16 protein-coding genes, 1 tRNA gene and 1 rRNA gene are annotated in these 22,359 nt (G+C 59.3%); 7 read left to right on the forward strand and 11 right to left on the reverse strand.

Going from position 1 to position 22,359, the window contains the following annotated elements; all coding sequences use genetic code 11:
- Positions 1-7: 7 nt before the first annotated feature.
- The 8 genes from GM79_RS09350 to GM79_RS09380 form a co-directional block, all read right to left on the reverse strand.
- Positions 8-1,523 (reverse strand): 16S ribosomal RNA (locus GM79_RS09350).
- Positions 1,524-2,619: 1,096 nt separating this feature from the next.
- Entirely contained in the window at positions 2,620-3,888 is a 1,269-nt protein-coding gene (locus tag GM79_RS09355; RefSeq protein WP_035562732.1) for an adenylosuccinate synthase, read from the reverse strand.
- 230 nt (positions 3,889-4,118) lie between these two features.
- A complete protein-coding gene (locus GM79_RS09360) occupies positions 4,119-4,469 on the reverse strand; it encodes an STAS domain-containing protein (protein WP_035562735.1) in 351 nt (116 codons plus the stop codon).
- A 71-nt stretch (positions 4,470-4,540) separates the two neighbouring features.
- Complete coding sequence (locus GM79_RS09365; RefSeq protein WP_081867657.1) at positions 4,541-5,152, reverse strand: Fur family transcriptional regulator; 612 nt, start codon at positions 5,150-5,152, stop codon at positions 4,541-4,543.
- A 150-nt stretch (positions 5,153-5,302) separates the two neighbouring features.
- Positions 5,303-5,650, reverse strand: a complete 348-nt coding sequence (locus GM79_RS09370) for a CHY zinc finger protein (protein ID WP_051718701.1) — start codon at positions 5,648-5,650, stop codon at positions 5,303-5,305.
- Positions 5,651-5,703: 53 nt separating this feature from the next.
- The gene (locus GM79_RS23735) at positions 5,704-5,946 is read right to left on the reverse strand and encodes a type II toxin-antitoxin system RelE/ParE family toxin (protein ID WP_072008580.1); all 243 of its coding nucleotides are present in this window, start codon (positions 5,944-5,946) and stop codon (positions 5,704-5,706) included.
- Entirely contained in the window at positions 5,943-6,206 is a 264-nt protein-coding gene (locus tag GM79_RS09375) for a hypothetical protein (RefSeq protein WP_035562737.1), read from the reverse strand. Before GM79_RS09375 ends, GM79_RS23735 begins: the two co-directional genes overlap by 4 nt.
- Positions 6,207-6,235: 29 nt before the next feature.
- Complete coding sequence (locus GM79_RS09380) at positions 6,236-8,434, reverse strand: RelA/SpoT family protein (RefSeq protein ID WP_035562741.1); 2,199 nt, start codon at positions 8,432-8,434, stop codon at positions 6,236-6,238.
- A 140-nt stretch (positions 8,435-8,574) separates the two neighbouring features.
- Here GM79_RS09380 and GM79_RS09385 point away from each other — a divergent pair.
- The 3 genes from GM79_RS09385 to GM79_RS09395 all read left to right on the forward strand — a co-directional run bounded on the left by GM79_RS09385 (position 8,575) and on the right by GM79_RS09395 (position 10,921).
- A tRNA-Leu gene (locus tag GM79_RS09385) sits at positions 8,575-8,656 on the forward strand.
- Between the two features lie 85 nt (positions 8,657-8,741).
- Positions 8,742-10,070 carry a trigger factor gene (gene tig / locus GM79_RS09390; RefSeq protein WP_035562770.1) on the forward strand — a complete coding sequence of 443 codons (1,329 nt, stop codon included), beginning with the start codon at positions 8,742-8,744 and terminating at the stop codon, positions 10,068-10,070.
- A 143-nt stretch (positions 10,071-10,213) separates the two neighbouring features.
- Entirely contained in the window at positions 10,214-10,921 is a 708-nt protein-coding gene (locus GM79_RS09395; RefSeq protein ID WP_035562744.1) for a ClpP family protease, read from the forward strand.
- Positions 10,922-11,033: 112 nt separating this feature from the next.
- Here the strand turns inward: GM79_RS09395 and GM79_RS09400 are convergent, their stop codons facing one another.
- Together GM79_RS09400 and GM79_RS09405 are read right to left on the reverse strand one after the other, a co-directional pair.
- Positions 11,034-13,367, reverse strand: coding sequence for a S41 family peptidase (locus GM79_RS09400; RefSeq protein ID WP_152559922.1), 2,334 nt, complete (start codon positions 13,365-13,367; stop codon positions 11,034-11,036).
- Positions 13,368-13,496: 129 nt separating this feature from the next.
- Positions 13,497-14,123, reverse strand: coding sequence for a hypothetical protein (locus GM79_RS09405; RefSeq protein WP_152559923.1), 627 nt, complete (start codon positions 14,121-14,123; stop codon positions 13,497-13,499).
- 427 nt (positions 14,124-14,550) lie between these two features.
- Between GM79_RS09405 and clpX the strand changes: the two genes are divergently transcribed.
- The 4 genes from clpX (at position 14,551) to GM79_RS09425 (ending at position 20,592) form a co-directional block, all read left to right on the forward strand.
- Positions 14,551-15,774 (forward strand): ATP-dependent Clp protease ATP-binding subunit ClpX, encoded by a 1,224-nt coding sequence (clpX, locus tag GM79_RS09410; protein WP_035562752.1) that lies wholly within the window; start codon positions 14,551-14,553, stop codon positions 15,772-15,774.
- A 91-nt stretch (positions 15,775-15,865) separates the two neighbouring features.
- Positions 15,866-16,336 (forward strand): hypothetical protein, encoded by a 471-nt coding sequence (locus GM79_RS09415; protein WP_161787152.1) that lies wholly within the window; start codon positions 15,866-15,868, stop codon positions 16,334-16,336.
- 97 nt (positions 16,337-16,433) lie between these two features.
- Positions 16,434-18,029 carry a CapA family protein gene (locus tag GM79_RS22910; RefSeq protein ID WP_051718702.1) on the forward strand — a complete coding sequence of 532 codons (1,596 nt, stop codon included), beginning with the start codon at positions 16,434-16,436 and terminating at the stop codon, positions 18,027-18,029.
- 25 nt (positions 18,030-18,054) lie between these two features.
- Complete coding sequence (locus GM79_RS09425) at positions 18,055-20,592, forward strand: DUF3160 domain-containing protein (protein WP_035562758.1); 2,538 nt, start codon at positions 18,055-18,057, stop codon at positions 20,590-20,592.
- Between the two features lie 132 nt (positions 20,593-20,724).
- Here the strand turns inward: GM79_RS09425 and GM79_RS09430 are convergent.
- On the reverse strand, positions 20,725-22,359 hold a 1,635-nt coding region (locus GM79_RS09430), incomplete at its 5' end, for an IPT/TIG domain-containing protein (RefSeq protein WP_035562761.1).

Below are 22,359 nucleotides of genomic sequence, written 5' to 3' on the forward strand. Positions count from 1 at the left end.
GCTCCAGAAAGGAGGTGATCCAGCCGCACCTTCCGGTACGGCTACCTTGTTACGACTTAGCCCTAGTTACCTGTTCTACCCTAACTGGCTTCGTTGCGGAGCACCAGCTTCAGGTCTACCAAACTTCCATGGCTTGACGGGCGGTGTGTACAAGGCCCGGGAACGTATTCACCGCGTCATTGCTGATACGCGATTACTAGTGATTCCAGCTTCACGGAGTCGAGTTGCAGACTCCGATCCGAACTGAGAACGGCTTTTCGGGATTGGCGCACCATCGCTGGTTGGCAACCCGCTGTACCGTCCATTGTAGCACGTGTGTAGCCCTAGGCGTAAGGGCCATGATGACCTGACGTCGTCCCCGCCTTCCTCACTGCTTGCGCAGGCAGTCTGTCTAGAGTCCCCATCATTACATGCTGGCAACTAAACATAGGGGTTGCGCTCGTTGCGGGACTTAACCCAACACCTCACGGCACGAGCTGACGACGGCCATGCAGCACCTTGCTTTGTGTCCCGAAGGAAAGGCTCATCTCTGAGCCGGTCACGCGCATTCTAGCCTAGGTAAGGTTCCTCGCGTATCATCGAATTAAACCACATGCTCCACCACTTGTGCGGGCCCCCGTCAATTCTTTTGAGTTTCACTCTTGCGAGCGTACTCCCCAGGTGGGATACTTAACGCTTTCGCTAAGCCAGTGACCATCTATCGCCACCAGCGAGTATCCATCGTTTACGGCGTGGACTACCAGGGTATCTAATCCTGTTCGCTCCCCACGCTTTCGTGCCTCAGCGTCAGTTACAGTCTAGGCAGCTGCCTTCGCAATCGGTGTTCTGGATACTATCTATGCATTTCACCGCTACAGTATCCATTCCGCCACCCTCGTCTGTACTCAAGTTCGCCAGTTTCCAGGGCAGTTCCACTGTTGAGCAGTGGGCTTTCACCCCGGACTTAAAGAACCGCCTACGCACCCTTTAAACCCAATAAATCCGGACAACGCTTGCACCCTCCGTATTACCGCGGCTGCTGGCACGGAGTTAGCCGGTGCTTATTCCTCAGGTACCGTCAGTAGAGCACGCATGCCCTTTTTTCTTCCCTGAGAAAAGCAGTTTACGACTCAGAAAGCCTTCATCCTGCACGCGGCATGGCTGGGTCAGACTCTCGTCCATTGCCCAATATTCCCTACTGCTGCCTCCCGTAGGAGTCGGGCCCGTATCTCAGTGCCCGTGTGGGGGACCAGCCTCTCAGCTCCCCTAGCCATCGTCGCCTTGGTGAGCCGTTACCTCCCCAACTAGCTAATGGCACGCAACCCCATCTGAATCCAATAAATCTTTAACCATTAAGTGATGCCACTCTGTGGTTTTATGCGGTATTAATCCGCCTTTCGGCGGGCTATCCCCCAGATTCAGGTAGGTTGGTTACGCGTTACGCACCCGTGCGCCACTATCTCTATTGCTAAAGACCGTTCGACTTGCATGTATTAGGCCTGCCGCTAGCGTTCATCCTGAGCCAAGATCAAACTCTCCATTGTAAAATGTTCTACACCCATGCGAACATGGGCTGATGTCGAGTGCTGACCTTGCTCACATATTGACGTTATGGTCAAATTCGTTTTGCTTGGTTTGTTTCACTGTGTTTCTTCCGAAGAAGAAGCAAGTGGAACGCTTACTATTTTATTTGTTTCCGTCATTCAAAGAACGTATGATACTTCCATTTGAAATATCAGTGCGGATTGTTTTTCAATCCATTACCGTTGCATTTGCAGCGCTTTGTTCGTTTTTGGAGTGCAAAGGTAGCAAATTTTGTTAACTTTCAAAGTTTAAGGCGAAAAAAATTTAGATTCTTTTCGTTTGACTTTTCAAGTTTAAGCGCTTCCGGTTGAAGCGGGTTGCAAAGGTACGGCAGCTTTTTCGGGCTTTGCAAGGGATTCGAGAAATAAATTTCGAAGCTTGCGTGCTTGGCTAGAAGAAGACAAGCGGGTTACTTTAGGAGTTCCGTGGCTTTTCAAATTCGGCCAAGAACTTGCGTTTTGGCTTACCCCGTGGTCCGTTTGACGTTTTGGGACTGCAAAGGTAGGTGGACTTTTTGGGCCGGCAAGCCGCCTTCTACGAAATAGTTGACTCGGGGTTGTAAGTAGCTGATTGATGCGGTTAAAAAATTCAATTTCGGTTAAAGCTTCGTGTGTGATGCAGGCTGGCTACGACTGTGGCCGAATTATTATGCAGGCATGGCATAGACAAGAAAGGTCCTGATTTGTGAAAGTCGGGGCGTTGCTCAGACATATGCATTGGGGCTGGATAGGTCGCTGGTTGTGACTTCTTCTCTCCTATCCTTTTCTTGAGACAAGCAGTTTTGAGGCGGGAATAGGCATTTCATATAGATAGGACTTACGCACTCGAAAGCATAAAGCGTTGACTATCAGCGATAAGAAGAAGTTTGCGATTTCTCTCAAAATACTGATTACCAGCACTTTGTTATTCAAAGTGCGTAAGTCCAAATAGATTTAGTCAATGCCTTGGGGCACATTGCTCATGCAAAAACCCCACATCTGTCTCCAGTAAAAGGCTGGGAACGAATGCGGGGCTTGATGAAACGACCGGAAATGGTGGTTTTGACGGAATTAGCGGTTATCGGTGAAGGGTGCTGACGCGGTCGGGACCGACGCTGACGATGCGGATAGGGACCTGGAGCTCGCGTTCGAGAAAATCGAGGTAGGCGACGAGGTTAGCAGGCAGCTGGGCGGCATCGGTGATTTGGGTGAGGTCGGTGTTCCAACCAGGGAGGGTGATGTACTCTGGGGTGATAGTGGTGAGCTCGCCGGGGTCGGGCAGTTGGGGAGTGCTTTCGCCAGTAGCAGTGCGGTAGTGGGTGCAGGCCCGGATTTCGGTGAAGGCGTCAAGTACGTCGGCTTTCATGAGGTGGAGCTCGGTGACGCCGTTGAGCATGATGGCGTAGCGGAGAGCGGGCAGATCTATCCAGCCGGTGCGGCGGGGGCGGCCGGTGGTGGAGCCAAACTCGCGGCCGGCCTTGCGGATTTGCTCGCCGACTTCGTCGTGCAGCTCGGTGGGGAACGGGCCGCTGCCCACGCGGGTGCAGTAGGCTTTGGTGATGCCGTACACCTTGTCGATGTGGCGCGGAGCGATGCCGAGGCCAGTGCACGCGCCAGCAGCGATGGTGCTGGAGGAGGTGACGTAGGGGTAGGAGCCGAAGTCGATATCTAATAAGGAGCCTTGGGCACCTTCGGCTAGGATGCGCTTGCCTTGGGTGAGGAGGTCGTTGAGAAGGTATTCGGTGTCGGTGAGTTGGAGGGTGCGCAGGAACTCGATAGCGGAGAAGAAGTCGGCTTCGAGGGCCTCGATTTCGAGCTCTTTATGATTGTGGGCGGCGATGGCGGCGTGCTGGGCAACGGCTTCCTTATAGCGCTGCTCGAAATCGGGCAGGAGAATATGGCTGACGCGGAGGCCCACGCGACCAATTTTATCGGAATAAGTGGGGCCGATGCCTTTGAGGGTGCTACCGATTTTAGTGTTGCCGCGGGCTTCTTCGCTGATGCGGTCGAGGGCGCGGTGCGAAGGGAGGATGAGCTGGGCTTTTTTGGATATGTAGAGGTTTTTGGACCAGTCCACTCCCCTATCGGTGAGTTTCTGGAGCTCCTGACGGAAAACAACGGGGTCGAGGACGACACCATTACCGACGACATTGATGATGTGCGGGTGAAAAATACCGCTGGGGACCTGGTGCAGGACGTGCTTAACGCCGTCGAAGAACAGGGTGTGACCCGCGTTGGGGCCGCCCTGGAAGCGGGCAACGGCATCGTAGGTTGGTGCGAGCACGTCTACGATTTTGCCCTTGCCTTCGTCGCCCCATTGGAGGCCTACTAATACGTCTACTGGCATGGTGGTTTGGTTGGTTACTCTCCGCGAATCACCCTACCTCTGGCCCCTCCCCTCCGGGAGGGGGGAGCCTAACGAGGTATGACTGCTTTTTGGAGGGCTGGTATTTAAGGGGTTGGTATTAAGAATTGAAATTGATGCTATTGTTCTTGCCTTGTTCTTGCTTGATAAGGTCTTTCAAAATTTCATGATGACAAACAAAGCCAGACCAAATGGGGCAAAAAAATGGCCGCCTAAACGGCGGCCGGGGCTAGGAGCTGGCGGGCGGCGGCTTCGTCGGCGGCAACGGTGAAGATGTTGTTTAGCTTCGTGATAGCCAGCATCTTTTTAGGGTGGTCGGCGGGGTTAATGAGGACCAGCTCGCCGCCGCGGCTGCGGAACTTAGTGAGAAGCGAGACGAGGACGCCGATTCCGGTACTGTTAATGTAGCGGATTTCGGAGAGGTCGACGGCGCACCGGCTGAGGTCTTCGCCGAGGTGGTGGTTGACGGTTTGCAGGAGTTGGTCGGTGTCGGGGCTGCCGATGAGGTCGCCGGAGAGGCGAATGAGGAGTATACCGTTCTGAACGGTGCTGGTGGTGGTCATGCGCTGGGCCCCACTCCCGGCCCCTACCCTGCGGGGAAGGGGAGCCTGACGGAGACGAATGGGGTTATTTATTAGGTTGCGGATGTAGAAGTACGGGCGGCGGCTTCAGATTTAGCGCGGCAGTCGCCGCAGATGCCGTAAAGATTCAAAGAATGGTGCAAGATATGGAAGTTCAGCAGGTCGCCGACCATGGTTTGAATGCCGTGGATGCGTGGGTCGCAGAATTCCACCACTTTATGGCATTCGGTGCAAATAACGTGGTCGTGCTGGCGGTAGCCGTAGCTCTTCTCGTACTGGGCGAGGTTGCGGCCGAACTGGTGCTTGCTCACAAGGCCCTGCTCGACCAGCAGGTCCAAGGTGTTATAAACGGTGGCGCGGCTCACCTGCAGGCCGCGCTCCTTCATACCGGCGTAGAGCTCTTCGACGTCGAAGTGGCCGGAGCGAGCGTAGATTTCTTCGAGAATGGCGTAGCGCTCGCCGGTTTTGCGGAGGCCTTTGTTTTCGAGATGAGCGGTGAAGAGTTTTTTGACTTCTTCGAGCTTATCGGTATTGAGGGTGGCTTGTGAGGCGGCGCTGGGCGTATGCTGGGCAGCGTAGCCAGTTTCGGAAGAGCCGCCGGCACCCTGGACGTCCGGATTGGCGGACGGGGCGGGGACACGGGCGGCAGCGGGGGATTTACTCACTTTATATTATAGAGCGCAAGTCGGCGGAACAAAAGTACGTTCGGATAGGCCACCTTACCCCTGGCCCCCTCTCCTCGGGGAGAGGGCGAGCCGAACCCTGGCCCCCTCTCCTCGGGGAGAGGGCGAGCCGAATAGGGGCATTTGAGGTGACTACTGTTCGAAATAGAGGTGATAGTGGTTAGCGCAGCCGGGATTGAAGGCGGCCTGGCAGTGCGGGCAAGTATTGAGGCAGCTTAAGTAACTGGCAATGGGTAAGGTTTGGTGGCAGCTGCCGCAGTAGATGGCTTCGGTGTGAAATTCGGTTATAGGCCAGACTTGGGCAGGGTGGCCAGCGGCTTCGTTGTGGCAGTGGATGCAGGCGTAGAATTCACCACAGCATTTGTGCCGGATAGCGATGATGTCACGCTCGGAATGGTAGTGGGCGCATTGGGTGCGCTCGTTTACATCGCGGCCGTGGATGGTGATGGGCACGCTAGCTATTTGGCGGTCAGTATTCATTCCTGATTGTCACTTCGCACATCTAACACCTGCATAATATGCACATTGTCAAATTAATGTACTTCACACACCAACCGGTAACGCTTTCCAGCTAATAACGTGCGTTTTTCCTTACCTGCCAACACCGTCTGAGGACCTTTTTGAATGCCGATGCGCGGATACTTGCGCAAAACATCGGCACGTTCTACTATGAACCCGATAGTGGCATGTTCCAGTCGCGAATTATAGGCTCGAATGTGTTCAGCAATACGCTGTAAATCGTCAGCTGCCGTTTCGCTCCACCTGAGATATTTCATGCACCACGCTGTTGCTCAATGCGAGCCAATACTTCCTGCGTGGTAAAGGTGCGACCGGCCCGCACGTCGTCCTCGGCTTGGGCCAAGCGGTCAGTTATTTCCTGCTTGCTGCGCAATGGCATGGCCGGAATATCGTCTTCGCTCGGAATGCTGGTTTGCAGCATTTCCAAGGCTTGCTCAATTATTGCCAATGCTTCCTCACTTTCCAAATGAAGCACTTGCTCAATGATTTCCAGCTTTCTGGTTTGCGTATTCATCATGACAGGAAGTTACGAATAATAAGCCACCTTCAAGTATCAAACCGCCCCACTTGCAGCACGCCCTCCACTTTGGCGAGGCGCTGAATGAGCTTATCCAGATGGCCGGTATCGTTCACGAAAACCATAATCTGGCCCTCAAAGAAGCCGTCGTCGGCGGTGAGGGAGATGGAGCGCATATTCACCTTGAGGCTGGTGCTGATGATGCGCGTAACGTCGTTGACGAGGCCCACGCGGTCGGAGCCTTTGAGGCGGACGCCGGCCAGAAAGGCCAGCTCCAGCTGGTCGTTCCACTTGGCGCGCACGATGCGGTTGCCGTAGTTCGACATTAAATCGACGGCGCGGGGGCAGCTGGTGCGATGAATGATGAGGCCCTGGTCGGTTTCGAAGCCGAACACGTCGTCGCCGGGAATGGGGTTGCAGCAACGCGCGATGCTGTAGTTAAACTTGTCGGTGTGCTCGCCCACCACCAGCATATCGGGGCGCACGCCGCGGATTTTCTGCACCTCATTCTCGAAATTTTTGGGTTCGAATACAACTGACAGCGGCTTTTCGCCCGTGAAAAGGGGCTCCCGAATACTACGGCCGTCAATCTGCCCCACCGCCAAGCGGTAGTAGAATTCCTGGGCCGTGGGCGCATTAAAATAAATCAGCAGCCGGTTGAAATTCTCCTGCGTGAACGGCACGCCGATAATTTCGAGGCGCTTTTCCAGCAGATGGCGGCCGTCATCGGCCTTGGCACGCTTGTCATCGCGCAGGAAATCCTTGATTTTGGACCGCGCTTTGGGCGTAGTCACATAGTTGAGCCACTCCGTGGTGGGGCGCTGCTTGTGCGAGGTCAGAATTTCGACCTGGTCGCCGTTGCGGAGTGGGTAGCTCAATGGCTCCAGCTTCTGGTTGACTTTGGCCCCCAGGCAGCGCAGCCCGATTTCCGTATGGATTTCAAAGGCAAAATCCAGCGTCGTGGCCTTGTCGGGCAGAATCACGAGCTTGCCCTTGGGCGTAAAGGCGTACACCTCCTTCACAAACAGGTTCTGCCGGAACTCGTCCATGAATTCGAGCGCACTGGAGTTGTTGGATTCCAGCATTTCGCGCACCTTGTTCACCCAGCCTTCGAGCGAGCTTTCGGGCTGAAGGCTGCCCGTGTCCTTGTATTTCCAGTGTGCGGCATACCCTTTTTCGGCAATATCGTCCATGCGCCGCGAGCGGATTTGCACCTCCACCCACTGGCCGGGGCGCGACATGACGGTGGTGTGCAGGCTTTCGTAGCCGTTGGCTTTGGGCGTGGAAACCCAGTCGCGCAGCCGGTCGGGGTTGGGCTGGTAGAAGTCCGTCACAATGCTGTAGACCTGCCAGCAGGCGGCCTTTTCCTGCTCCGGCGGCACGTCCAGAATCACCCGTATGGCAAACAGGTCATACACCTCGTCGAAGGTGATGTTCTGCTTTTTCATCTTGTTAAGCACCGAATATATGCTCTTAGGCCGGCCTTTGATTTCGTACTCGAAGCCCTGCGCCTTTAATTCATCATCTATTGGCTGCACAAATTCCTTAATTAGCCGATTACGGGCACTTTGGCTCTGACGCACCTTGGCCTTGAGGTCATTGTAGGTATCGGTGTCGGTGAATTTGAGGTACAAATCCTCCAGCTCACTCTTGATGGTGTAGAGGCCGAGGCGGTGGGCCAATGGTGCGTACAAATACAGCGTTTCGGAGGCGATTTTCAGCTGCTTGTGGCGCGGCATCGAATCCAGGGTCCGCATGTTGTGCAGGCGGTCGGCAATTTTAATGAGAATCACACGCACGTCCTCGCTGAGTGTGAGCAGCATTTTGCGGAAGTTCTCGGCCTGCTCGCTCGTGCCGTACTCGAATACGCCCGATATTTTCGTCAGCCCGTCGATAATCAGGGCCACTTTCGGACCGAACTCGCGTTCGATGTCCGAAATTTCCGTATCCGTGTCCTCCACCACATCGTGCAGCAGCGCCGCCACAATGCTGGTGGTGCCCAGGCCGATTTCTTCCACCGCGATTTGGGCCACCGCTAGCGGGTGCAGAATGTAGGGCTCGCCGGATTTGCGGCGCATTTCCTTATGCGCCTCCAGGCTTTGGTTGAACGCCTTTTTAATCAGTTTGGGGTCGCCATCCTTGAGGTAAGGTTTGGCGGTGCGCAACAGGCGGCGGTAGTGGCGCAGGATTTCCTGGCGCTCAGCTTCGGGGGAGATAACGGGCGGCATAGTGAGTAAAGTAACAAAGCGCAGGCGGAAAAGGTCACCCGTGGCACACACCGCGCACTACTTACGCGCAGGCTTTGCATGCAATGGATTTCCCGAGTACCTTTGCGGGCCCGTAGCAAATGGCTGCGCGGCGCACATATGCGGATATGGCGAAATTGGTAGACGTGCCAGGTTTAGGTTCTGGTGCCGCAAGGCGTGTGGGTTCGAGTCCCTCTATCCGCACTTTTTTGATGTAGGCCTTCAGTCCCATTGGCTGGAGGCTTTTTTTTCAACTTTTCAACCCGCCAGCGGAAGCCGGCTCCCTGTTTTGAACATTACCCTCGACAAAAACGACGAGCAGCTCACCGGGCTGCTGACCGTGCACCTGACCGAAGCCGACTACACGCCCACGGTTGACAAGCAAATCAAAGAGTACTCCAAGCGGGCCCAGGTGAAGGGCTTCCGGCCCGGCATGGTGCCCGTGGGCATGGTGCGCAAAATGTACGGCAAAGGCATTCTGGCCGAGGAAATCAACAAAATGCTGGGCAAAGCGGTGGACTCCTATATTAAGGAGAACAACATCAAGCTGCTCGGTGAGCCGCTGCCCGTGGCAAGCGAGGTGAATTTCGATACCGACAAGGACTTCGATTTTCAGTTTGAGCTGGGCCTGCTGCCCGATTTCAACCTGCCCGCCGAGGGTGAGCTGACCGTGGAGCGCCACCAGGTAACCATCGACGAGGACACCCTGGCGCAGACAAACGAGCAGATTGCCCGGCAGTACGGCGAAACCACCAACCCCGACGAATCGGAAGCCGGCGACTACCTCTTTGGTAAGCTGAAGAAGGCCGATGAGGAAGGCGAAGGCCGCACCATTTTGCTGCCCATCGCCAAAATCACCGGCGATTCGGCTCAGTTTGTGGGCAAAAAAGGCGGCGACGCCGTGACGTTTGACTTACAGGCTGCTTTCGGCAACGACGCGGCTACGGTTTCGAGCGTAACCGGGCTGAGCAAGGACGAGGCTGCCGCCGCAACCGGCGACTACGTGTTCAACGTGGAGAAGGTGAACCGCACCACGGCCCCCGAAATGAACCAGGAGCTGTTCGACAAAGTATTCGGCCCCGAAGCTGTGGCTTCGCAGGAGGAATTCGATGCCAAAGTGCGCGAAACCATCCAGTCGAACTACGACCGCGAGAGCGACGGCGCGCTGAATAACACCATTGTGGAGCAGCTGGTAGCTAAAACCGACATTAAAGTACCCACCGAGTTTTTCAAGAAGTGGCTGGTGCGCGCCAACGAAGGCAAGCTGACCGCCGAGAAGGTGGAAGAGCACTACAACGACTACGAGAAGGAGTTGAAGTGGAGCATGATTCGCAACAAGGTGGTGGAAGACGCCGGCCTGAAAGTGAGCAACGACGAGATTGTGGACCGCACCCTCGACAAAATCATGGGTCAGTTCAACATGCCGAACATGCCCGACGAGATGCGCGAGTCGATGCGCAACTACGCCAACGAGTTCCTGAAGCAGGAGAACGGCAAAAACTACGTGAGCGAGTACGAGGCCATTCTGGCAGAGAAAGTGCTGGAAAACCTGCGCGGCAAAGTTGTTGTTACCGACAAGCCCGTAACGGCCGAAGAATTCCGGACCCTGCACAGCTAGTAGTAGCCGAGCAGCCCGATTTTCGGAAAAGCCCTTACGGAGACGTAGGGGCTTTTTTGTTGGCGTTCCAACAACATTCGCTTACTTCGCCCGTCATTGTTTCCTCACTCGCGCCCGCGAAAGCGGCGCCCCAAATTTCTCCCATGAATCCATTACTGAATAAGCAAGAGTTTCGCAAGTTTGCCGTGAAAGGCCAGGGACTCAACGGCCTGGGCGTGGACCAGTACCTGACCCACATGGAAGGCATCGCCCGCCAGAACTTCACCGGCATGACCCGCTCGGTGATTGAGGAGCGGCCCACCCGTTTCGCCGAAATCGACGTGTTTTCGCGCCTGATTATGGACCGGATTGTGTTTCTGGGCACGGCCGTGGACGACTACATTGCCAACATCCTGACGGCGCAGATGCTATTTTTGGAGTCGGCTGATGCCAAGAAGGACATTTTGCTCTACATCAACTCGCCCGGCGGGTCGGTGTATGCTGGCCTGGGCATCTACGACACCATGCAGTACGTGAACCCCGACGTGGCCACGATTTGCACCGGCCTCGCCGCTTCGATGGGCGCTGTGCTGCTGGCCGGTGGTGCCGAAAACAAACGCTCGGCCCTCCCCCACGCCCGCGTCATGATTCACCAGCCCTCGGGCGGTGCGCAAGGCCAGTCGTCGGACATTGAAATCACGGCCCGCGAAATTCTCAAGCTCAAGAAAGAGCTGTATGACATTTTGGCCCAACACACCGGCAAAACCTACCAGGAAATCCACGACAACTCGGACCGTGACTACTGGATGCGCGCCGATGAGGCCAAAGAGTACGGCCTGATTGACGAGGTGCTGGAAAAGAAGAAAGCCTAGTCACGGATTTAGCCGGATTTTCGGGATTTCACGGATTTCGTGGATGATACTGCAAACCACAAAAAAGGCTCCTGCTACGTTAGCAGGAGCCTTTTTTTGCATTCTGCTCGCATTAGCGTGCCTTGGCTTTGACTACGGTTTTGCTGGTTTTAACCGTTGGTTTTGGAGTGGCTAAGTAGCTGAGGGCGCGGGCCAGCACTTCGTCCTGGCCACGGCGGATGCCCTGGATGGTGGGACGCACGAGGATTTTGGGTTGCAGGCCCACTTGCTGCAACGGGCGGCCATCGGCGTGGCGCACGTCGTGGCCACTGAAGGAGAGGCGCAGGCCGCCGGGAATGGCGAAGTTGGTAACGTCGCCGTTGGCGCCGGCGGTGGGGCTGCCGATAAATTCGGTGCCGTTGGCGGCTTCAAAAAACAGCCCGGAGTGCTCGGCCTGGCTCTGGGTGCGCTCGTCGATGAGCATCACGGTTTTGCCGCGGTACACGGCCTGGCCGGTATTGGGCGGTAGCAGCTGCTCGAAAAAGTATTTTTGCGTGGCGTGGTAGGTATCACCGTTTTCCACGTCGGGCTCGTTGGGCGCGTAGCGAAAAAACCGGGCGCCCACCACGTTTTTCCGGTCCGTCAGGTACGGGGCAATGGCCCAGGCGGTGCCGTTGGGGTAGTTTCGCATGTCCAAAACCACAGCTTTGGTGCCCTTGAAAGCGGTAAACATGCGGGGAACGTCGGCGGTCTGCAGGCGGCCCATGTCGGCGTAGCCAATGTTGCCGGGCAGCAGCCGGAACACGGCGCTGGTATCGGGCGGCGGCGTGAGCTGGCTAACGGGCTGGGCCGTGAACGTGGCGGTGCGCGTGCGGTTATCGGCCCCGCGCAGCGTGAGGCGAACGGGCTGGCCCACCGGAGTGCGCAGCAGCCGCCCCCGCACGTAGCTGAGCCGCGTCCACTCGTTGGAGGCCGACTGAATGGCGGACAGGCGGGCAATGCGCGCTTCCACTTTTTCGCCGTTGATTTCGGTAATAACGTCGCCCACACGTAAGTCCTTCGCCTGGGAAGCCGCCCCAAAAATGCGGGTGATAACCGGCTTGCCTTCTATAAACCGTACTTCGACCGGCACGCTGCCCTGGCCCACGTAGCGGATTATGGCCGGGGACGAAATGAAGCCGTGCCCATCCTGAATATGACGATGGAAACGCGCCACGGCCAAAGCGTACTGCGCCGAGTCGGGCGCGGCGGCCAGCTCGCCGAGGCCGGTGCGCAAGGCCGCGTCCCAACTGGTGGGCATGAGGTCTTTGTAGGCGTGGAAATAATGAATAACGGACCATATTTTGGCGCCGGCCAGCAGCCGGTACCCCAGGGCCGGGTAGGTGGCGGCGGGGTAGGCAGCGAGCGGGGGCTCGGCCGCATCGAGGACCGGGGGCCGGCTGGTTGCGGCGGGGGCCGCGGTGCGCAGCTGGCTCAGCGCATAAGCTACGGCTGCCTCGGCGCGGGTGCCGGCGGGCAACAGTGGCAAGCTGTTTGGGTGGAGACTGCTATTTCCCGGTAACAACTCAGCGGTACGAAAACCAACGGTGATGGCACTACTGAACTGGAATGGCATGGGCTGCACCAACTGAGTATCGGTCAGTGGCTCAGCACTGAGCAAGCGCACGTGCGGGTGACTAGCCAGCGCCAGCAGGCCGGGAGTGAGCACCGCGTTTTTATTGACCAGGATGACCAGTGGGCGGTTGCGGGCGTCTTTGCGGGGTTGGCTGGTTTCGCCATTGCGGATGTAGAAGCCGGACCAGTAGCCGCCGCTGCTACTGCCGTCTTCGGGCGCGAAGCCGCTGTGCTGGCGCAGGCGCGTGGCGGCCGTAACGAGCGGCTGCGTGCTCAGCTTGCGCAACAGGCCCACGTAACTCAGCCCATAATTGAAGCCGCTGATTTGGTTGTCGGTCAGCGGCTGGCCGCCACGCAGGTCGAGCAGCAGGGTGCGCGCCTTGGGCAGCTGCGCCGCAAACTTCCCTACTTTTCCAATCATGCCCTCAAAGTCCTCGGCACCGGCGTAGTTATTGGTTTGCAGCACCAGCACGCTATCGGGGGCAAAATACACGCGCACGGAATCGGCGGAGGTGCCGGCCGCGGCCTTGGCGGGCGGCGCATTAAGGCGCGCGGTGGTGGCCCCGTCGCGCAACACGGCCAGCAGCTGGTTGAGAGCGGCCACGGTTTCGGCATCGGTGCGGGCCTGGGCCACGCGCGGGGCCGCCTGGGCAAAAGCCGAATCCCAGTTGATGCGCTGGTAACCCAGGTAAGGATGGAAAAATTTGATGTGGCCGTAGAGCTCCGACAGCTTGGCAACCCGCTCAACTTGGGCGGGCGTATAGGCTTGGGGTTGCGCGTGCAGGACGGCCACTGGCGCCAGCAGCGCCCACACAGTCAGCAAGCATTTGATAATTGCAGAAGAAGAAGGCATAGCTCGACGTTTGTTTAGCTAGAAGAGACAGACAGAAAGGAGTTACTCATGGCGTGAAGGCAGCAAAAATCAATTTTACAACCGCCTGACAATCCGTTTTTTCACGAATCAAGCTTCGCTGCAAGGGCGCTAAAACCTACCCGTGAAGCCAATTTTGAGGTACGTCTGGTCGTAGCCCAGCTCCGTGAATACGCCCAGGTTTTCCAGCAGGAAATACCGGCCACCCACGAAAATACCGGGCGTTAGCCGGGCGTTGCTTCCGGCTTCGGGCGCGGGGGCACTGCCTTCGTAGGCGGCTTTGGTGTAGCGCAGGCCCACGCTCAGGCCCGCATAAGCATCCAACTCGGGCAACACGGGGTAGTGAAACGCGCCGCGCAGGGCCAGCAGAAAATCGTTGTACTTCAACTTCCCGCCGCTGCCTAAGTCGCGCGTGGCACTTTGGTAGCCGCCCAGCACGCCGGCGCCCAGCACGCCCGGCCCAATGACGAACAGGCCCCGCTCGTAGGACAGGTTCAGGGCCGGCGATATCGACGGGTTGCCGCCCACCTGGTCGGCGCCGTAGCTACCGCTGCTGCCCACGCCCATGCCCAGGTTCAGCACCTGATTACCAACCGCGAACGGACCACCAGAGAAAGTGGTCGGCAGCACGGTTTCCAGCAGCGACGGGCCGGACTGGGGCGCCGACGGCGCCGGGCGCGGTGCAGGTTTGGGCGCAGGCTTGCGGTTGGTTTGGGCCCGCAGGGGAAGAGCAGCCACCGACGCAGCTGCTAGGAAAAGGCAAAAGGCTCTGGTCATAGAATCGCAAAGAAAGAGATTCGCCGATGAAAATAACGAGCACGGCGTGACGCGGGCACACACGCGAAAAGCCAGCTGCTGCGCCGGGTAGCGATGAACCAAAAACCAACCATTTTCCTAACCGGCCGCCGCTTGCGCAACCCTTCGGCGCCAATCCGTGTCCCAGGTAATGGCACCCAGCCGGATGCCTGCCACGCCGAATAGCCGGCTACTTCGAGCCCGGCAAAAGGCTCCTGTCAGTCATTTAAAGCACTTGCTATCCAGCAAATAGCGTGTGCAGGCATTTTTGAATGGCACCAATTCTTTCGTTCCAGGCGTTGGGCCTGTTGTACCTTTGGGCCCGCTTGTTCGAAAACTTGCCTTCCCTCCCTATTCTATTCCTCCTTCCGTGGCCGAAATATCCTGTTCCTTCTGTAATAAGCATAAGCGCGAAGTTGCCGTTATGATTTCGGGCATCAACGCCCACATTTGCGAAAAATGCGTGGGTCAGGCCCAGCACATTCTCGACGAAGAGGCCAAAGCCCAGGAAGCCGGCAACCAGCCCAAGTTCAACCTCATCAAGCCCAAGGCCATCAAGGAGCACCTCGACCAGTACGTGGTGGGCCAGGACGAGGCCAAGCGCGTGATGGCCGTGGCCGTGTACAACCACTACAAACGCCTGATGCAGAAGCCCCAGGAAGATGAAGTACAGATTGAAAAGTCCAACATCATTATGGTGGGTGAAACCGGCACCGGCAAAACCTTCCTGGCCCGCATGCTGGCCAAAATTCTGCAAGTGCCCTTCTGCATAGCCGATGCCACCGTGCTGACGGAGGCCGGCTACGTGGGCGAAGACGTGGAAAGCATTCTCACCCGCCTGCTGCAAGCGGCCGACTACAACCTGGAAGCGGCGGAGCGCGGCATCGTATACATCGACGAAATCGACAAGATTGCCCGCAAGAGCGACAACCCCAGCATTACCCGCGACGTGAGCGGCGAGGGCGTGCAGCAGGCGCTGCTCAAGCTGCTGGAAGGCACCAACATCAACGTGCCGCCGCAGGGTGGCCGCAAGCACCCCGAGCAAAAGATGATTTCGGTGAACACCGAGAACATCCTCTTCATCTGCGGCGGCGCCTTTTCGGGCCTCGACCGCATTATTAAGAGCCGCCTGAATACCAAGCCGATGGGCTTCGCCAAAACCAACCTGGAGGAGCAGGTGGACACCCAGAATTTCCTGCGCTACGTGACGGCCCAGGATATCAAGAGCTTCGGCCTGATACCCGAACTGATTGGCCGCCTGCCCGTGCTCACCCACCTCAACCCACTGGACCGCAGCACGCTGCGCATGATTCTGACCGAGCCCAAGAACTCACTCGTGCGCCAGTACAAGCGCCTGTTCGGCATGGAAAACATCGAGCTCAGCTTCACCGAGGATGCGCTGGAATACATTGTGGAGAAGGCCGACGAGTACCGCCTCGGCGCGCGCGGCCTGCGCTCCATCTGCGAGAATATCATGACCGATGCCATGTTTGAAATGCCCTCGGAAGAAGGCGCCGATGCATTGCAAATCAACCTGAGCTACTGCCGCAGCAAGTTCGAGAAGTCGCCACTGCGCCACATGCGGGCGGCGTAGCGTTTTGACAGGCAGCACCTGATAGTTGGGAAGTTCGGTTTGGGCCGGGCTTCCCATTTTTTGTAACCCTTTCAAAAGCATCTTCGGCATCATGGGCCTATTTTCAACGCTCTTTGGCAAACCGGTTTTGCAGGACGAAGTATTTGGGCGAATAGCATGGGATTCAGTTGTCCGGATGGCTCCTTCGATTTGGTACAGCACGGCATTGCGACCCTTCGCTCCGGCCGGCAGCGAGCTATTCTGTAGCATCACCGCTGACCGGGACGGGCCCACGGATGCCCAACGCGCCTTCTTTCAGCACCTTGAAAGCACGTATCCGGCGTTGGTCAACAAACTAATTCCCGTTATCGAAGAGGCGTTTCAGGTGTGGCGGGCCGGATTCACCATCTCAGATTTTGCCGCCGAGTTCAAACCTGTCGAAATCACCATTCCCCTTATTACGAACCAACCGGTTCACTGGGCCTGGTCCTTTGAAACCATTCACGAGTCCGACCACCTGCTGGCTATCCACATGAGCGACGACACGCCGTTGCCGGACATCCAGTTTGTGGAATCAGCCTGACACCTTGCGGCAGCCGCGGCAAACCGCTCTCAATTAGCCATTTTGCGCCACGATGCTTAAAACAGGCAATTGCCTTTTACCCGTAAGCGCCTCGCCCTTGCTGCCGAACCGAGTGCTGGGCTTGCCTTCGCGCCTCGCGCTGACTGCACGCGCCTGGCTTTGGCAGGTGCTGCTGGGAGCAGGAATACTGGGCGGCATCCTCACCGCCTGCCAACCCGCGCCCCCGGCCCCGCCGCTGCGGGTGAGCGTGGTGGGCGACGTACTGCTTGCCCGTAGCGTACCCGCCTCTTTAGCCCGCGACAGCACCGCGCTGGCCCGTCGCGCCCGCCGCTGGTGGGCCGGTGCCAGCTACGTCATCGGCAACTTAGAGTGCCCACTGACGGCGCATGAGCAGCCGGTGGCAGGCAAGCAGTTTACGTTTCGGGGCGAGGTGAAGTGGGCCGACTGGCTGCGGCGGCTGGGATTCACGCACGTTTCGCTGGCCAACAACCACACGCTCGACCAGCACCGGCCGGGGCTGCGCGATACCGAGCGGGCCGTGCGGGCGGCGCGGCTGGGCGCCCTGGGCTATCAGCCCGATTCGGCGGCCGGCTGCCTGCCCACGCTGCTGGGCCGCGATAGCAGCGTGGCCGTGCTGGCGCACTCGGCGTTTCGGGTGGGGGTGGCGGGCGAGGGCTGCGTGTGCGGGCGCGACTTCGCGGCGCTGTGCGAGCGGCTGGCGGCCTACAAAACGCTGTTTCCGCGGCGGGCGGTGCTGGTGTACCTGCACTGGGGCACCGAGTACGCCGCCCAGCCTACTGAAACGCAGCGACAGCAGGCCCGCGCGCTCATCGATTGCGGCGCGGCGGCCGTGGTGGGCGCGCACCCGCACGTGGTACAAACCGTGGAATTTTACCGGGACCGCCCCATCGTCTACAGCCTCGGCAACTTCCTGTTCGACCAGCGCGGCGCGGCCACGGACCTGGCCTTGCAGGCCGATTTCGACCTGCGCGACGGGCGCGTGGTGGCCACCTACCTGCGGCCTTTGCAGTTGCGGAACGCTATGCCGCACGCCGCCAACGCCCGTGCCACGGCCGCGCTGGCGGCCCGGCTCCGGCGCTATTCGCCGGCTGTACAACTCACGGCTAATGCAGCGGCGGGTGGCTGGCGGGTGCGGCCCACCGGCCCCGGCGCGGCCCCAGATTCGCTGCCCGCCTACTTTCGAAGGATGGTGACGGTAGCCGGGCCGACGGGGCCAGTGGTCGCGCACCTGCGCTATTTGCCCCATTCGCAGCAGTACCAGGCGTGGGCGCGGGCTCCTAATGGCACCGCCACCACGGTCACGCTGCGCTACCCGGTGTATGCGTTTGGGGCGGGCGACGTGGACGACGACGGCCGCGCCGACCTGCTCATCGGCCCCGTCAAGCCCACGCCGCTGGATAACGGGCGGCGGCGGCGGCTGTTCGTGTACGCGCTGGATTCGGCGGGGCGCTGGCAGCCGAAGTGGCGCGGCTCGCGGCTCACGTACCGGCTGCTGCACTTCCGGGCGGTGCGGGGCGACGGCGGGCGGACGTATGTTCGCACCGTGGAGCAGACGCCCGACGGCCGCTACTGCGTGGGGCAGTACCACTGGCAGGGCTTCGGGCTGGTGCTTGACCAGTTTCTGGGGCAGCGGCTGACGTTGGATGACGCTTACCGCTGCTTCGTTTTATGATGCTCTCCCTCAAAAATCCGCTGTTATGAACCGCAAATTTTTACTCCCGCTGCTGGCGGTTCTTCTGCTGGCTTTGGGCACCAGCTACTTTTTCTGGCAGCGCCGCGCCGGTGATAAGCCAACTGCCACTGCCACAGTTACTGCTTCAGGCACTACTGCCACTCCTATCGTAGCACCCGAAGGCACCACGCTGCACGCTAACGGCTTTGGCGAGCAGGTGCCCGTGCAGCTGACGGAGGACAAGGGCGAGCTGGCCCGCATCTACGCCCGGCCCTACATCAAGGAGTATTTTGAGGGCTACGGCGAAGACCAGGAGGGCGGGCTGAACCGGGTCCCGCTGCCGGCCTTCGACTACAACCAGAACCTGGCCGGCAAGTCCTACCTCGACCTCATGCTGCTGCGCAACACGCTGTACGCCCGCAACGGCTACCTGTTTATGAACGCCACGCTGCGGCGCTACTTCGACAAAACGGCCTGGTACACGCCGCTTTGGGACGAACAGTCCAATGCGGATGGCACATCCCGGCCGCCGGTCCTCATTCCGGTGCCGCTTAATAAGCAGGAAGTGGCATTCGAGCAAAAGGTGCTGGCCTTGGAAACCGCGCTGCTGCCCGGACGCGTGACCAAGCAGGGCATTTTTTCGATGATTAGCCCTGATTTCATCACCAACCAGCGCGAGTTTCTGCTGCCGCCCGCGCTGCTTGCGTCCCTCACGCGCAACAACTTCGCCATCGTGCCCACCAGGGAGGAGCAACTGTTTTACCTCTATGACAAGGGCGAATACGCCTCCACGCCCGCCTTCGTCACCACCGATTTGTTTCTCCAGCTGCTGCACAAGTACCTGAATGGCATTCTCAGCGACGTGGAGGAGAAGAAGCTGGGGCCGATAGTGGCCGAAATGCTGCGCGAGGGCAACACCCAGGCCCGCGCCCAGGCCCAGCAGAGCCAGCTCCCCCTGGCCCGCGAAGCCGCCGACTGGGCCGCCACCTACTACGCCGTGGGTCACGAGCTGCTCACCGGCCGCGCCGTGCCCGTCCCCGTCGTCTACGCCGCCCAGGCCCGTAACGAAATTATCCTGGCCACCGCTGCCGCCGATAAAGGCTCCCAATTCCTTCAGGATTCCCTGTTCCAATACCAGTTGCTGAAACCCCGCGGCATGTACACGCTCAACGACACCACCCGGCGCTATTTCCGCACGGTGAAGTACCTGAACACCGCGCCGATTTTTCTGGATTCGGATGCCGGGCTGCTGCGCGCCATGGCGCTGGCCAAGGCCTTGGCTGGCAATGCAGCAGCTACGCGGGGCTTCCAACGCTTCACGCAGGTGCTGGATGTGCTGGCCGGCGACGAGGACAACCGCTCGCTCAGCAACCTGCTCAGGCTGCTGGCCAGCCCCGCCTACGCCGGCAAAACCCTCGACCAGCTGGCCGCCCCGGCCGTGCTGGCCTGCCTGCGCCCCGCCCTGGTGGCCACCGGCACCGACCGCATCCGGGCCAAGGGCGTCACCGCCCACGCTCAGGAAGCGCTGGACCGGCCCACGCTGCTCTTCACGGCCGGCCGCTACTCGTTCGATGCTGAAATCCTCTCTCGCCTGACGGAGGTGCGCAACAAAAAAAGAACCTTTCCGAAGGGACTGGACGTGTTTGCCACCTTCGGCAACCGCACCGCGCAGGACGTGCTGACCAACCACTACCGCGAAGCCGCCACCTGGCCCGCCTACCCCGACACGCTGCGGGCGGTGCAAAAGCAGCTGGCCAAAGCCCCGGACTGGAACCACAGCCTCTACAATAAAACCCTGCAAACGCTGCTCAGCCTCAATATGCCCGCGCCGGTGGTGGCCGGCACGCCCCTTTTTGCCCGCACGCCGGCCTGGCAGAAACGCAACCTGAACACCGCCCTCGCCGGCTGGGCCGAGCTCAAGCACGACCTACTCCTATATTCGGAGCGGCCGATGGCGGCCGAAATGGGCGGTGGCGGCGGCGGCCCGCCCGAGCCCACAGTACTAGCCTATGTGGAGCCCAACGTGCCGTTCTGGGAGGCCGCGCTGGCTTTGCTGGCGTTTCAGGAACAAGCCCTTACGCGCCTCAAGGTCAATACGGAGCACTTATCGGGCATCAACAAGGAGTTACGTGAGAAAATAACCAATCTGCGCACCATCGTCCAACAGCAGCTGCGCGGGGAAAGAGTGAGTGAGTCCGACATGCTGGAAATGGCTCAGGTTGGCGGCTGGGCCGAGCGGCTCACGTTCAACATCCTCAAAACCGACCGCCTGCCCGAGCGCGAGCGGCACGTAGCCGTGGTGGCCGACGTGTACGCCTACAATGAGAATATAATGGAAGTGGGCGTGGGCGCGGCCGATGCCCTCTACACCGTGGTCGACATCAACGGCACGACCGTGGTGGCCGTCGGCCCGGTGTTCAGCTACTACGAGTTTAAAAGCCCCACCCCGCTCACCGATGAGGAGTGGCAGGCCAGCCTCAACACCTCGCCCCCACCCCGCCCCACCTGGCTGCGCGAGCTGCTGACGCCCTTGCCCACGCTCAACACCAAAAGCGACCGTTGAGCTGGAGGAGCTGTTTGAATCAGTTTTATTCAAGCTAACAACACTTTTTTAAACCCCATTCAACAAGAAAGGCCCGCCAATTGGCGGGCCTCCTTTTTTACCGGACCGGGAAGCTTCCGGCCGGATTCAACCTTACTCCACCACCACGCGCTGGATGCTGGGGGCGCGGGTGTCCGTTTGCACCGTGAGCAGGTAGGTGCCGGGGGCCAGGCCGGCGGTACTCATTTCGGTGGTGCTGCCGCTGAAGGCGCGGGTGGCTACTACCTGGCCCAGCACGTTGCGCAGCGTGGCCTGGGCTTTGGTGGCTGAGATGGCCAGCGTCACGTTGAGCAGGGCTTTGCCCGAAACGGGATTGGGCCACACGCTGAACTCGCTTTTAGTGGCGTTGGTAGTAGCGGTGGCGGTAGAAACGGTGAAGAGCAGGCCGTTGCTGGTGCCGCCGCTGGTGGCCACTGCCACGTCGCCAGTGGTAGCGCCGGCGGGCACCTGGGCCATGAGGCTGGTGGAGCTGGCCACCGAGACAGTGGTGGCAGCCGTACCATTGAAGGTGACACCGCTGGAGATATCAAAGCCACTGCCCGTAACCGTGATGAAAGCACCAACCGGGCCACTAGTGGCACTGAGGCTGGTGATAACCGGCCCCACTGGCACCGCCGCGCAGCTGGCACTCAGGCCGAAGGCACCGGTTTCGCCACCGAAGCCCCCCACCATCACCAGATATTTTGTGCCGGCCACCGAGCGGAACGTAACCGTCGAGGCCACTGAATTGGAGCCACAGGTTGCGTCGTCGTCGTTCTCGCCCACGCACTGTAGGGAACCGCAAGTCCCCGAAAAAACGAACATTCTGGTGTCATAGTCAGTGGTCGGGTCACAAAGCGAAACCGTAATATCACCACCCGTACCAACGATGGAGTAGAATACGCCTCCCCCATCGGTGTCCTCGGAACAACCGGAATCGGGGTCGCCGGCGGTGGTATTGCCCACGGAGGTGCCACGCACCGTCTGCCCACAAGTCAGGGATATAGCATTGGCACACATGTCATTGGCGGGCGGAACCAGGAAGTCGGTGAGGGAGGTTGCCACTCCCCCGGCTGCCGTTACCTCAATCGGACCACTGGTGGCTTGGGCGGGTACCGTCACGGTAATGCGGGTGCGGGAGTTCACGGTGAAGGTGGGCGCCACGGTACCATTGAAAGTCACGCGCGTGACGCCAATGAAATTTTCGCCGGTGAGTTGCACCACCGTGCCGGCCATCCCGGCTGCGGGCGTGAACGAAAGAATAACGGGCGCCTGAATCACGACAAAGCTCGTCGCCGACTGGGCCGTATTCACGGGCGTGGTTACGGAAATGCGGCCGGTAGTAGCGCCGGGGGGCACCGTGGCGGTAATGCGGGTGGCCGAGTTCACGGTGAAAGCGGACGCCTCGGTGCCGTTGAAAGTCACCCGCGTTGCGCCGGTGAAGAAAGCGCCCGTGATGACGACACTACTCCCAACCGGGCCCGTAACGGGAGTAAAGCTGGTGATGACAGGCGGTGCGCCCACCACGAATGAGGCCGTCGAAGTCACCGTGCCGGCCGGGGCCGCGATGGTGATAGGGCCCGTGGTGGTGCCGGCCGCCACCGTAGCCGTGAGCTGCGTAGCAGAATTCACCGTGAAGCTGGCTGCCGCAGTGCCATTGAAACGGACCGATGTAGCACCGCTAAACTGCGAACCCAGGATGGTGACGACCGTGCCCGCCAGTCCGCCGGTGGGCGTGAAGCTGGTGAT

It is taken from the genome of Hymenobacter sp. IS2118, from assembly GCF_000715495.1.
In the GTDB taxonomy this organism is placed as follows: Bacteria; Bacteroidota; Bacteroidia; order Cytophagales; family Hymenobacteraceae; genus Hymenobacter.